General features: G+C 73.0%; 9 protein-coding genes and 1 pseudogene. All 10 read right to left on the bottom strand.

Annotation, left to right across the window (positions count from 1 at the left end; genetic code table 11):
• Positions 1-155: 155 nt before the first annotated feature.
• The 10 genes and pseudogenes from DN069_RS34345 to DN069_RS34300 all read right to left on the bottom strand — a co-directional run bounded on the left by DN069_RS34345 (position 156) and on the right by DN069_RS34300 (position 13228).
• A complete protein-coding gene (locus tag DN069_RS34345) occupies positions 156-959 on the bottom strand; it encodes a hypothetical protein (protein WP_111507159.1) in 804 nt (267 codons plus the stop codon).
• Positions 956-1798: a hypothetical protein gene (locus DN069_RS34340; RefSeq protein ID WP_111507158.1), complete on the bottom strand. Its 843-nt coding sequence runs from the start codon at positions 1796-1798 to the stop codon at positions 956-958. Before DN069_RS34340 ends, DN069_RS34345 begins: the two co-directional genes overlap by 4 nt.
• 19 nt (positions 1799-1817) lie before the next feature.
• On the bottom strand, positions 1818-2573 hold the full coding sequence (locus tag DN069_RS34335) for a hypothetical protein (RefSeq protein ID WP_111507157.1): 756 nt from the start codon (positions 2571-2573) through the stop codon (positions 1818-1820).
• Between the two features lie 112 nt (positions 2574-2685).
• Positions 2686-3372, bottom strand: a pseudogene (locus DN069_RS34330) (hypothetical protein); the annotation flags it as partial.
• A gap of 24 nt (positions 3373-3396) precedes the next feature.
• Entirely contained in the window at positions 3397-4284 is an 888-nt protein-coding gene (locus DN069_RS34325; protein WP_111507155.1) for an LLM class flavin-dependent oxidoreductase, read from the bottom strand.
• 77 nt (positions 4285-4361) lie between these two features.
• Complete coding sequence (locus DN069_RS34320) at positions 4362-4724, bottom strand: hypothetical protein (RefSeq protein ID WP_111507154.1); 363 nt, start codon at positions 4722-4724, stop codon at positions 4362-4364.
• 228 nt (positions 4725-4952) lie between these two features.
• Positions 4953-7358, bottom strand: a complete 2406-nt coding sequence (locus DN069_RS34315; protein ID WP_111507153.1) for a bifunctional polysaccharide deacetylase/glycosyltransferase family 2 protein — start codon at positions 7356-7358, stop codon at positions 4953-4955.
• Positions 7355-7879, bottom strand: coding sequence for a hypothetical protein (locus DN069_RS34310; protein ID WP_111507152.1), 525 nt, complete (start codon positions 7877-7879; stop codon positions 7355-7357). Before DN069_RS34310 ends, DN069_RS34315 begins: the two co-directional genes overlap by 4 nt.
• Positions 7880-8014: 135 nt before the next feature.
• The gene (locus tag DN069_RS34305) at positions 8015-9649 is read right to left on the bottom strand and encodes an MFS transporter (protein WP_111507163.1); all 1635 of its coding nucleotides are present in this window, start codon (positions 9647-9649) and stop codon (positions 8015-8017) included.
• A 159-nt stretch (positions 9650-9808) separates the two neighbouring features.
• Positions 9809-13228 (bottom strand): AfsR/SARP family transcriptional regulator, encoded by a 3420-nt coding sequence (locus DN069_RS34300; protein WP_165845770.1) that lies wholly within the window; start codon positions 13226-13228, stop codon positions 9809-9811.
• Positions 13229-13272: the final 44 nt, after the last annotated feature.

Below are 13272 nucleotides of genomic sequence, written 5' to 3'. Positions count from 1 at the left end.
GGTGGTCGGCTCCGCCGTGGGCTGCGACCCGGGCTCCGGCAGCGGCTCCGGCGCGACCGGCTCCGGGTCGAGCGGGGCTGCAGCGGCCGGGGTCTCGTCCGCCGGTGCGGCGTCGGCGGAGGAGGGTTCGGGGGTGGTGGGGGTCGGGTCGTCGGTCATATCTGGGCCGCCGGGATCGCGAGTCGGGACAGTTGCTGCGCCATCAGCGACGCGACGGACTGCTGGTCGAGCGGAGCCGGACCGTAGGCCTCGACGCTGACCAGCATGTCGCCCACGTAGTCGTCGCAGCTGAGCTGGTCCAGTGGGTCGTTGGGGGTGGTGGGCGGCAGGTAGCAGTGCGCCTCGGGGTGGCCGGGGACGCTCGGGCCGGCCCGGAACGCGCCGGTCTGGTCCGCGAGGTACTTGCCCAGGCTCGCCATCCGCTTGGCCACCTGCTGGTTCTCCTGCAACAGCGTGATCTTGACGACCAGCTCGCTGTCGTCGGTGTAGGTGCGGACCGCGTACCCCAGCACGTGGTCGAGGTCCAGCTGGTTGCGGAGGTAGTCCCGCCCCGTAGCGCCCAGAGCCGAGAAGTCGCTGCTGAACATCTTCTGGTACTGGTCGCGTGTCAGCACGGAGTTGTCGCCCAGCCCGCCGTCGTCCGGGCCGAAGTCGTACCCGGCGGGGACCGGCAGCAGCAGGTCGCTCAGCGCGCCGAAGTGGTCCCCGTCGCTGTGCGCGCCATAGCCGGGCTTGGCGGGCGCCGTCGCCTGCGCGACCGGCTTCGGGGCCGCGTGGTCACGCAGACCGAAGTAGCCCACGGCGGTGCCGACACCCACCGCGGAGAGCACGAAGGCCGCGCCCAGCGCGACCAGCCGCGGCAGTCGGCCGGTCGGCCGATCCGGCGCAGCCGGGACGTCCGGGACACCGGGGACGTCGGGGACGTCGGGGACGTCCGGGACGTCGAGGTCGTCGGTCACAGTCGCTCCATCTGGTTCTGCAGCAGGGTCAGCAGCGGCGCGGGGGCGATCCGGTCCGGCGAGAAGACGTAGATCACCACGACCACGTCACCGTGCGCGGCGTAGCCGTAGGCGCGGTAGTAGCTCGAACCGTCGTCGTGGTGCAGCACCTTGGGGCCCGCGTACACGCCGTACTCGGCCGTGCTGTGCGGCAGCGTGAGCGGCATGGAGACGTTGGTGTCGGTCGTGGCGTACTGCACCTGGTCCTGGATGAACTGCTGCGTCGACTCCTCCTTGTCGTGCCGGTACTGGATGAGGTCGACCTCGTACGAGACGCTGCCCTGCATCCACGTCTGCACCGCGGCGCGCCGGAAGCCGTGCTCCAGCTGGTACTTCATCTCGGCGGCGGGCTTGGTGTAGTTCGACGCGAGCGAGTAGAGGTCGTACCAGCCGTCGCTGCTGGGCGGCGTGGTCCAGGGCTTGCCCCCGGAGGGGATCGGCACGAGCAGTTTGGTCAGGTCCCCGTCGGTCTTGACCATGTCGTCCTCGGACGCGGTGAGCGCCGGGGCGGCGCGGTGCGCCGAGGGGTACGCGGGCTGGGTCGCGGCCAGCGGCGGCAGCGGAGTCGGCTTGCGCGCGGCCTGCACGGCGTAGCCGGTGCCGGCGCCGCCGAGGATGCCGAGGGCGACGACGGCGGCCATGATCTTCGCGGTCCGACCCCGCGGCCGGGACTCGGCGGTGACGGACGCGTCGGGCATGTCGGGCACGTCGGACGTGGCCTCGGTGGCCTCGATGGCCTCCGTGGCGTCGGGCTCGGCCGCCGGCTCCGGGCCCGGCTCGGCGGGCGTGGGAGAGCTCACTCTTCCTCCAGTTCTTCGGTCAGCGGCCGGTTTCGAGCAGCTTTTCCTCACGCTGCATCAACGGCGTGAGCAGGGAGTGGTCGAGGGATCCGGTGCCCTCGACGTCGATCTCGTACTCCACATCCCCGACGTGCGAGAGGCCCATCAGCGTGCCGACGCCGTTGCTGTCGGTCGGGTTGATCGCGAGGCCCTTGGCGTCGGAGATCCCCGAGACGTCGAAGCTGTTGCCGTGACCGAAGGTCAGGCCGGAGACCCAGTCGGCGGCGTGGCCCGAGCCGTCGAAGTGGATCAGGCGGGCGGTCACCGTGTACTGCCCGTCGTTGGTCCGGTAGATCCGGTAGGCGCCGCCCGAGCAGCCGTACTGCTGCAGGATGCTCTTGCTGGTGGAGGAGTTGTCCATCTGCTTGGCGATGTCCGAGAGGCTCTCGGCGGTGCCGTCGGTGTCGCCGTAGGCGAGTGCGTCGTCCGGCACGGGCAGCAGGAAGAAGCGCAGATCGCCGCTGTGCGTCGAGCCGTTGACGTAGCCCTTGACGGTCGAGCTCGGGCTCGGCGTGGGCGTCGGCGTCTCCGCGGGCAGCGACGGCGCGGCCGTCGCGGACGCCGAGGTGGAGGCGGACGCAGACGCGCTCGGCACCGCCGCGGCGACGGCGACCCCAGCGCCGCCCATGTTCGCGGCGATCGCGGCAGATCCTCCGGCGATCGCCAGCCAGACCGCCGCACCCACGGCGATCGTGGCGCCCTTGCGCCGCCCCGGCTCGGGGGTGGCGTCGGACATGTCTTCAGATTCCACAGTTCCTCCAGAGAACAGCTCCGGAGGAACGGGAGCATCGGGCATGACAAATTCCCCCACAGTGCACAGTCCATGAGTCAGGCGGCGTGCGAAGGACTCAGCACGTGGCCTGCGAGCTGCGAGTATGCCGGTCCTCACAGGAACGGCCAAAGTTGTTTACGGGATCGAGACCTGTTTCTCGGTCACATCTCCCGAATGCCCTGCCATTCGCTGCGGGAATCTCCGGAAGTCCGGACATCCGGACCCACGCGGCCCATACGTCCGCCGCATTGTCAGCCGCCGGGCGCGCACCGTCGACCACCATCGCGCAGCGCTCACGCAACGGCTCGACATGGCACGTGAAGGCGTCGCGGCGCGCCTCGGTGTAGTTGCGCAGCAGCACGTCCAGAGGGAAGTCACCCTGGACGCACTTGCGCTGGATCTTCCGCACCAGCCGCAGGTCCGCGTCGAGGTCCACGAACACGTCCAGGCGGCCCGGGCTTTCGCGCCCGGCGGCCGTCGCCGCGGCGAACAGGCCGTCGGCGATCACCGGGCGCCGCCCGCCGTGCAGGGCGGCGGTGACGTCGCGCTCCCAGCGGTCCCAGTCCAGCGACGCCGGGTCGCCGACGTCGAGGCGGGGGACGCCCTGCGGGTCGGGGCGCCAGACGCCGCGGGAGGTGTCGGTGACGAAATAGTCGTCACCGTGCAGCAGCACCGCGCCCTGCCCCTCGGGAGTCGCCGCGAGGGCCAGGGCCAGGGTCGTCTTGCCGGCACCGGGACCGCCGGTGAGGGTGAGCAGCACGGGGACAGTCTGCCGAGCGCGGCGCGCTCAGCCGAGCTGCGCGAGGCCTTCGGTGGCGATCTGCTCGAAGACGGAGAGGTCGTTCTCGAAGATCGAGTCCGGGACCGGCCAGTGGACCACGACCTCGTCGATGCCGAGGTCACGGTAGGTGCCGGCCCAGTCGACGAAGGCGTCCAGCGACGCGAGCGGCTGCTCCACGGTGGACCCCTGCAGCAGCATCTTCTGGATGCCGCCGAAGTCCCGGCCCTCGGCCTCGCAGGCTGCCCGCAGCTTGCCGAGCTGGGCCTCGATCACGGCCGGCGCCTGGTCGACCGGCACGTCGCCGGGGCCGCGCGGGTCGCCGTAGGTGACCCAGCCCTGCCCGTACTTCGCGGCCAGCTTCAGCCCGCGCGGCCCGGTGGCCGCGACGTAGAACGGCACCCGGGGCCGCTGCACACAGCCGGGGATGTTCCGGGCCTCGATCGCCGAGAAGAACCGTCCCTCGTCGGTGGTCTCGTCCTGCGTGAGCAGCTTGTCCAGCAGCGGCAGGAACTCGTCGAACCGGTCCGCCCGCTCCCGCGGCGTCCACGGCTCCTGCCCGAACGCGGTCGCGTCGAACCCGGTCCCACCGACCCCGATGCCGACGGTGATCCGCCCGCCGGAGATGTCGTCGAGCGTCATCAGCTCCTTGGCCAGCGTCACCGGGTGCCGGAAGTTCGGCGAGGTGACGAGCGTGCCGAGCCGCAGCCGCTCGGTCGCGCACGCGGCCGCGGTGAGGGTCGGCACCGCGCCGAACCACGGGTCGTTCTGGAACGACCGCCAGGTGAGGTGGTCATAGGTGTACGCGGCGTGGAAGCCGAGTTCCTCGGCCCGCTGCCAGATCTTCTGTCCCTCGCTCCACCGGTGGATGGGGAGGATCACCGTGCTCAGACGCATGCCACCGACCTTACGGGACGCCCTGACCCGAGAGCTCTGTCCCCGCTGACCTGCGTGACCACCTGACCGGGCCACCGCTAGCCACGGCGGCTCAGGCGGTCACGCACGGTTTCCCAGGTGTCTTCCAGAGGCGGAGCAGGCGTCCCTGGACGTAGTTGCTCGAGGAAAGCCGGAGCGACTGGTAACGGAACCAGCCATGGAGGGCCCGGAACGGGGCGGGCCAGGTCGCCCGCCGCCACCTGGCCAAGTCGACGGACCGTCTCCTCCTCGGCCCGCAGCGCCCGCTCCACCCTGGGCGCAGCCACCTCGAAGTCGGCGCCGGACAGCACCAGTTCGACCACGGCGGTGCCGACCTCCGGATCACCGCGGTCGAAGGCCGCGTCCACCGCGCGTGCCCGCTCGGCGGTGGCGTCGGCGTGGGGACCGTCCCGGGCTGTCATGCACCAAGACGGGCGAAAAAAGTCTCCATCGCCTCAAACGAAATGCTCCACTCTGAAATCCTGTTGCCGTGCGGACCCGGCTCATCCTCGTCATCCGCCTCTTCAGGCTCGACCGGCTCACGCCGGCGAACGGTCGGGCCGACCCCCGAACATGAAGGTCATTGGCGTGTCTCCTTCGTCCGCATGGTCGAGTTGGTCCTCCGCGCGCGCGGCCATCAGCCGCCCGGCTCAGAGGTCCGGCCGGCCCACGCGGTCGCGGTAGTCGTACTCCGTGTACGGGTAGTTGGGCTGCTCGTAGTAGTCCTCCGAGCGGTCCGCGCCGGCCGCTGCCGCCAGCCAGGATTCGGCGAGTTCGTTGGGGTGGTGCGGTGGGGGTGGGATCGGGATGTTGGTGCGGCGGGTGCCCGGGGTCGAGTGGGTGTAGGTCGCGACGGGGGTGTCCAGGCCGGTCGGGGCCTGGAGGGAGCCGTAGCGTTCCATGCGCTGCCAGCGCAGGCGGACGCCGGCGACCGCCGTCACCGCCGACTGGATGACCACCAGGTACATCAACTGCCGGTAGACGAACTGCTGCAGCGGCAGGCTCCACAGCGGCCCCGCGCGTTCCCCGTCCAGGCGGAACGCGTACAGGCCCATCAGGAACTGCAGCAGCATGAAGCCGAGCCAGAGCCCGATCACGTGCAGCGGATTGAGGAAGACCAGCCCGTAGAGGGCGAAGATGTCGACCACCGGGGCCAGCAGCGGCAGTAGGACCTGGAAGAGCAGCAGGTAGCCGAGGCCGCGGCGGCCCAGCTTGCCGGCGGCGCCGCGCTGGACGATGGCGCCGCGGTGCTTCCACATCGCCTGCATCGTGCCGTAGCACCAGCGGTAGCGCTGTCGCCACAGGGCGCCCAGGGAGGCCGGGGCCTCGGTCCAGGCGACCGCGCCTTCCTCGTAGACGACGCGCCAGCCGTCGCGGCACAGCGCCATGGTCAGGTCGGTGTCCTCGGCGAGGGTGTCCTCCGCGACACCGCCGACGCGCTCCAGCGCCTCGCGGCGGAAGCCGCCCACCGCGCCGGGGACGGTCGGCATGCACTCGGCCAGGTCGAACAGGCGCCGGTCCAGGTTGAACCCGACCACGTACTCGATGTGCTGCCACCGGCCCAGCAGACCACCGCGGTTGACCACCTTGGCGTTGCCGGAGACGGCGCCGACGCGCGGGTCCGCGAAGGGCTGGATCAGCTTGCGCACCGCGTCCGGCTCGAAGACGGTGTCGCCGTCGACCATCACCAGCAGGTCGAAGGAAGCGGCGGCGATGCCGGCGTTGAGCGCGGACGGCTTGCCGCCGTTCTCCTTGCGGATCACCCGCACGCCCGGCAGGCCCAGCGACTCGGCGATGTCGGCGGTTCCGTCCGAGGAGCCGTCGTCCACGACGAGGATCTCCACCGGGTGGTCCTGCGCGACCAGCGAGCGGACGGCCGCCTCGATGCCCGCGCTCTCGTTGTAGGCGGGCACGATGACCGTGACGGGCTCCGTCACCGGATCGCCCCAGCCGTAAGCGGCCATCCTCTTGTGGCGCCGGGCCGCGATCACGGAGACGACCGCGCGCAGCACGCTGAGCACACCAGCCGCGATCATGAACCAGCCAATGACGGTCAGCAGCCAGTGGCTCAGCAGCAGCACCCAGATCAGGGCCAGGCCCAGCCAGTGGTCGACCGCCGAGGCCTTGGTCATCGGCGCGGCCAGCCCCGCCGTCGCGCTGACCGTGCCGACGGTCAGGCCCTCGGCCTGGTACTGGGTCAGCAGCTGGTCCAACGCCGTGACGGACTGCGAGCGGTCGCCGCCCGCGTCGTGCATCAGGAGGACCTGGCCCGTCGGCAGCCTGCCGTTCTTCACCCCGGGCACGGCGCCGTTCTTGACGATCTTCGCGACGCCGGGGCGCTGCCAGTCCTCGGTGTCCTGAGTGGTGAGCACCGTCAGGTAGCCCTCGCGGCCCGCCTGCTGGATCGCGGTCCAGTCGGCGTCGTCGACGGAGTCGTTGCCGGCCGAGTACGGCGGACGCAGCAGCGTCGTCGTCTCACCCGTCGCGCCCGCGATGGCCAGCTGGGCCTCACGCAACTGCAGCGTGCGCTGCCAGGCCGGGATCAGGCCCAGGTTGGGGTGGGTGAAGGTGTGCACGCCGATCTCGTTGCCGTCCGCGACGACCTGGCGGGCGAGGTCCGGGTTCTCGGCGACGTTCTCGCCGATCTCGAAGAAGGTCGCGTTCACGTGGTGCCTGCGCAGCACCGCGAGGATCTGCGGGGTCCACTTGGAGTCCGGGCCGTCGTCGAAGGTCAGCGCGATGGTGCCGGGCCGCGGGCGCGCGGTGCGCGGCGTGCCGCCGGTACCGCCCTGCGGGGAGATCACCGGGTCCCCGTTGCCGACCGAGGCGGGCACCTGTCCCGAGGGGCCCTGCACCATGCCCGCGCCGTCGGGAGTGCTGCCGAACATGTGCTGGGTGTAGCCCTCGATCAGCAGCGCCAGGGTCAGCGTCACCACCATGGTGCCGAGCAGCAGCCAGTGCGTGCGCAGCGGGACCTGGCGGACCGTCGCGTGCCGGCGTCGGCGGCTCTTGCCACCGGACGCCGCGGGGTGGGACGAGGCGGGTTGGTTGCTCATCGGGCTTGTGCTGTGGCCTTCTTGGTCGGACGGTGCGAGGCCCCGGGCGGGGACGCGGTCGGCTTGCCGTGCCCGTGCACGGAACCGGGCTTCGTCGCGGAGGCGCTCGCGGTCGCACCGGGCGTCGTGGCGGTCGCGCCGCCGGAGGGTTGCGATCCGGTAGTGCCGGGCGCGTGGGCCCCCGCGCTCGCACCGGGCGCGACGACGCCCCCCGAGCCCGCCGCGGCGGTCGGCGATCCATCGGGGCCGCCGCCCGTACGGGCGTGCCGACCGACGTCGTGGCCCTGGGCGGTGTGCGGCCCGGCGGGGAGCGGCAGGCCCGGGATGCTGATGGTCGGCCCGCCGAGCAGGGTGCTCACCAACAGCCCGACGTAGGCCACCGCAGGCACGACGAGGATCCGCCCGGCTCGGCGCACGTTGCGCTGCCGGCGGCCGGACGCGTCGACGAAGACCGGCCGCTCCGGAACCCGCCGATCGGGGGGTGTCGGAGCCATCTCGACGGTGTCGTCGGTGGCGCTCATTCCGGGGTGCACGAGGCTGGACCCTAGCGTCCTCTACACCGTTTGGCCACGCCTGCAGGACGAAACGGACAAGACTGTTCTCCCCCCAGTCGGGGGGAGAACAGCCCCGTCCGTCGGCGGAGTTGCCGCCCGGTGTCACCCGAGCGGCGTGGCGGCGGCCGGACGGTCGGCGCGGGCGTCAGCGGGAGCGTTGCCGGGGCAGACGCCGCGACCCACGCTGGGGCCGACGTCCTGGCGCGGGGCCGCGTCCTGGTCGGCGATGACGGCCGGAACGCCGCGCAAGCGACGGACCACCAAGCCGGCGCCGAGCAGCAGCACCAGTCCGCCGCCGGCGACGATCGCGTGGAAGCCGTCCACGAAGGCCTGCTGCGCGGCCGCGTTCAGCCCGAGCCCGAGCGGGGCCGGCAGCGTGGGCGCGACGGCGACCGCACCGCCGATCGACTCGTGCGCGGCCGCGGCCGCCTGGGCCGGAACGCCCGCCGGCGGCGTCAGCTGCTGCCGGTAGACGGCGGTGAGCAGACTGCCCAGGACCGCGATGCCGAGCGCGCCGCCCAGCTCCGTGGCGGTCGACTCGACCGCGCTCGCCGCGCCCGCCCGCTCCTTGGGAGCGCTCGCCAGCATGGTGTCGCCGGAGATCCCGAAGACCAGGCCGATGCCGAGCCCGGAGACGAACATGACCGCGCCCATCACCCAGTAGTCGGAGGCGACGCCCACCAGCAGGTAGCCGAAGCAGGACAGTGCCATCAGCACCAGCCCGACGCCGACGGCCCTGGCCCGGCCCAGCGCCCTCACCGCCACCGGGCACAGCGGCCCGGTCACCATCGCGCCGACCGGCCCGAGCAGCAGCGCGAAGCCGGTGCCCATCGGCGAGTAGCCGCGCACGTCCTGGAAGTAGAGCGAGGCCGCGAGCGACTGCGCGGCGAGCGCGAAGATGCTCAGCGCGTTTGCACCGATCGCCCCGGAGAAGCCACGGCTGCGCAGCAGCGCCACGTCCATCAGGGGGTTGGCGGCACGGCGCTGACGCGCGACGAAGCCGACGAGGAGGGCGACGCCCAGTGCGGCGCTGATCCACACGTCCGGTCGGTCGAGACCGTCACGGGCCGCGGTCTTGAGCGCGTAGACGGTCGCGACGACGCCGAGGGAGGAGAGCGGCACGCTGCGCCAGTCGATCCGTCCGGGGTTCGGGTTGCGCGACTCGACCAGCAAGAGCGAACCCGCGATCAGGACGGCGGCCATCACCGGCACGTTGATCAGGAACACGGAGCCCCACCAGAAGTGGTCCAGCAGCGGCCCGCCGACCACCGGTCCCAGCGCGAAGCCGGCCGCGGCGACGCCACCCGAGATGCCCATCGCCATGGTGCGCTGCTTCGGATCCGTGAACGCGTTGCGGACCAGCGAGAGCGTCGACGGCATCAGCGTCGCCCCCGCGACGCCCTGCAGTGCCCGTGCGGCGATCAGCCAGCCGGCGCTCGGGGCCTCGGCGGTCAGCGCGGACGCGAGGGCGAAGCCGACGCCGCCGAGGAGCAGCAGCCGCTTTCGCCCGAAGCGGTCGCCGAGGCTCCCCATGACGATCACCAGCCCGCCGAGGGCGAAGCCGTAGGCGTCGGCGATCCACAGCAGCTGGGTGCTGCTCGGGTGCATGTCCCGCACGAGGTGCGGGAAGGCGAGGTTGACCACGGTGTTGTCGATCCCGAGCACGAGGGATGCGACGCAGCAGATGGCGAGGGTGCCCCACTTGCGGGCCGCCGAGAGGTTCGCTGTCGGTGTCATGCCCCGACGGTCCCGCCTGGCCCGCACCGCGCGCTGACCGCGCGCGCACCGGCCGCTGACGGGGACGTTGCACTGTGAGAGACCACTGACGTGCGGATGGCTCTGCGCGTTGAGGACCATCTGCTCGTCAGTGGCTGGTCGCGCAGTTCCTCGCGCCCTTTACGAGTTGCCAACGACCGAAGTCACGAAGGCGACCGCGGCGCGGGGGGAGTGGGCGGCGCCGCGGGTGAAGGCAGGGGAAGCCGCGTCCGTCGGGGTCGTTGGGACGACCGGGTCCAGGACGGTGGCCACGCCGCGCAGCTCCGCCGCGTCGTCAGCTCGGCCCTCGTGCAGGGCGAAGTCGGCGAGGACGGAGGCGAGTTCGCCGTAGGTGGGGAGGTTGCGACCGTCGCGCAGGACGGACGCCGCCTCCCGCAGGCGCGCGCGGGCCGCGGGGAGCTCCGCCTGGGCAAGGTCGACCCGGGCCAGCTCCAACAGGACCGACGCCTGGACGCCCTCGCCGCTGGACCAGCCGACGAGCCGACTGGCCAGCGCCTGCGCGCACAGCTCCCGTGCCGCGGCGAACTCGCCGCGCCTGCGGGCGACCTGGGCCAGGCCCAGGCGCGCGCACGCCAGGTTGTCGCTGACGCCGAAGGGCTCCACCAGCGCGACCGCGCGCTTGAGGTCCCCCTCCGCCGAGGCGAGGTCGTCCGCGCGCAGGCTCAGCTCCGAGCGGCTCCAGAGCAGTTCCGCCATGTCCTCCGGCGAGTCCAGCTCCCCCGCCAGCTCCAGCGCCCGGTCCGTACAGGCGGAGGCGCCGGCGCGATCGCCCTGACGGCCGCGGGCACGGGCCAGCTCCATGAGTGACATCACCATGCCCCAGCGGTCGCCCTGCTCCTCGAAGCCGCGCAGGCCCTGCGTCAGCTCCCGCTCGGCCGCGGCCGCGTCCGCGTGCAGGAACCAGTGCTGGAAGGCCAGGCCGAAGTGGAGCAGCGAGCGGTACCAGGGGTCGGTGAGGATCTCGTCGGCGAGCCTGTTCTGCTCGACCACCGACACGTCGTCCGGTACCCCGACGAACGGGGCCCAGAGCACCACCAGGTACGGGAAGCGCAGCGGGTGCTCGAACATCAGCCGGTTCATCACCGGACGGCAGGTCTCGATGTACGCGGCCAGCTCCGGGGTGTCCAGGCCGCCGGAGATCGCGGCCAGCACCGCCAGCACGAACTGCTGCTCGCGGCCCGGCGGGATGACCCCGCCGATCGCGGCGAGGAGCCGCTGCGCGGGCAGTCGGCCCTCGGTGCGCAGGCCGCGCAGCATCCAGTAGCTGGAGAGGCAGGCCAGCAGGTCGAGAGCGCGGTCGGTGTCGGTGGCGGTCGCGTGCCGCAGCGCGGCGTCGAGGTTGCCGTGGTCGGCGGTGAGCCGCGCGAGCCAGTCGAGTTGGTCCGCGGTGCGCAGGAGCGGCTCCGCCGTCTCAGCCAGGTGCAGGAAGTAGGCGAGGTGCGCGTCGGCGCGCTCCCGGTCCTCGTCGGCGGCGGCGAGCTGGTCGGCGGCGTAGGCGCGGACGGTCTCCAGCATCCGGTAGCGCATCTCGCCCGCGCCGGCCGGCTGGTAGGCGACGACGAGGGACTTGTCGACGAGCGCGCCGAGCAGGTCGAGCGTGTCGGGACCGGTCGCGCAGACCACCTCGGCGGCGGCGAGGCTCCAGCCACCGGAGAAGACGGAGACCCGGCGCAGCAGGGTCCGCTCGGCCTCCGGCAGCAGGTCCCAGCTCCAGTCGACGACGGCCCGCAGCGTCTGCTGACGCGGCTGCGCGGTGCGGCTCCCACCGGTCAGCAGCCGGAACCGGTCGTCGAGACGGTCGGCGATCTGGCGCGGGGTCAGCAGCCGCAGCCGCGCCGCGGCGAGCTCGATCGCGAGCGGCAGGCCGTCCAGGCGGCGGCAGATCTCGGCGACGGCGGCCACGTCTTCGGCGGTCGCAGCGTCGCGCGTTGCGTTGTCGGGGGCAGCGGGGTCAAGGGCTTCGGAGTCCAAGCCGGGACGGACGGCGGCGGCGCGCTCGGCGAAGAGGCGCAGCGCCTCCTGGACGGGCAGCGGCTGCAGCGGACGGACGTTCTCGCCCGGCACGGCGAGCGGCTCGCGGCTGGTGGCGAGGACCCGCAGCTGCGGGCAGGCGAGCAGCAGTTGCTCGGTGAGCGCGGCCGACTCGGCGATGATCTGCTCGCAATTGTCCAGCACCAGCAGCAGGTCGCCGCGGCGCGCGAGCGCGGGCGCGATCCGGTCCACGGCGTCCCCGCTACCGGGCCCGGCGGCGGCGAGCACCCCGGCCTCGCGCACGCCGAGCGCGCCGAGCAGCGTTGTGCCAAGGCCCGCGGCGTCGACGACCCGCGACAGGTCGACGAAGCAGGCGCCCCCGGCGCCGGAGTACCGGGCGGCGGCCTCCAGCGCGAGCCGGGTCTTACCGGTCCCGCCGGGGCCGGTCAGCGTCACCAGCCGGGCGCGACGAAGCGCCCCGGCGAGCCCGTCGAGGTCGGCCTCACGGCCGACGAAGCTGGTCAGCGGCCTGGGCAGGGCGAGGCTGGGCGGCGTGGCGCCGGGACCAAGATCACCAAATTCTCCACGTGGCGCATCTTGCGATCTTGCTCCGCCGTGCCACGAGTCGGTCTCGGCGGCACCCAGCCCGGGCACTGCGGCCGTGTCGGCGGAGCCCGGCGCGGCGGAACTCGCGTGGCCTGAGCCCGGCGTAGCGGGCGACGAGCCCCCGGCCGAACCGCCCGCCTCGGCCTGGCCCCCGCCTGCACCGGCGACACCCGCCCGCGCCGCCGAACCCCCGCCGCCCGCGGCCGCACGGGGCGCGCGGAGGGACGGGTCGGCGCGGAGGATGGCGAGGTGGAGGTCGGCGAGTTCCGGGCTCGGGTCGGTGCCGAGGGCGTCGGCGAGGGTGTCGCGGAGGGCGGCGTGGGCCGCGAGCGCGTCGGACGGGCGGTCGGACGCGTAGAGCGCGCGCATCAGCAGCGCGGTCAGCGGCTCGCGCAGCGGCTCCTCGGCCACCGCCGAGCGCAGTTCCGCGATGAGCTCGCGGGCGCGCCCCAGCGCCAGCCCCGCCTCCGCTCGGGCCTCGACGGCCGCGAGGCGCAGCTCCGTCAGCCGGACCACCTGACCCGCCGCGAACGGCGCGCCGCCCACATCGGAGAGCGGCTCGCCACGCCACAACCCCAGTGCCGCGGTCAGCGCGGTGAAGGCCTGCGCCGCGTCGCCCCCGCCCAGCGCCGACTCGCCGCCCGCCAGCAGGCGGGCGAACGCATGCGCGTCCACCTCGTCCGGAGCGGTCAGCACCCGGTAGCCGCCGGGCCCGCCCTCGATGCCGACGCCCACCGGCCGCAGTGTTCCGCGCAGGCGGGAGACCTGCGACTGCAGTGCGTTGCCGACGTTGGCGGGTGGCTCCTCCCCGTACAGGCCGTCGACCAGCCGCTCGGTCGGGACCGTCCGGCCGGCGTCCAGCAGCAGCAGCGCCAGCAGCGCGCGACGGCCGGGGCCGCCGAGCGGGAGCTCGACGCCGTCGTCGTTCCAGGCCTGTGTGGTGCCGAGGATGCCGAATCTCACCCCGTGATTCTGACCCATCGTCGGCCTCCCGCGCGGACGATCAA

The organism is Streptacidiphilus pinicola (assembly GCF_003258295.1).
GTDB classification, from domain to species: Bacteria; Actinomycetota; Actinomycetes; order Streptomycetales; family Streptomycetaceae; genus Streptacidiphilus; species Streptacidiphilus pinicola.
Note: the sequence above shows the minus strand (reverse complement) of the source record. Positions and strands in the feature narration are given on the sequence as shown.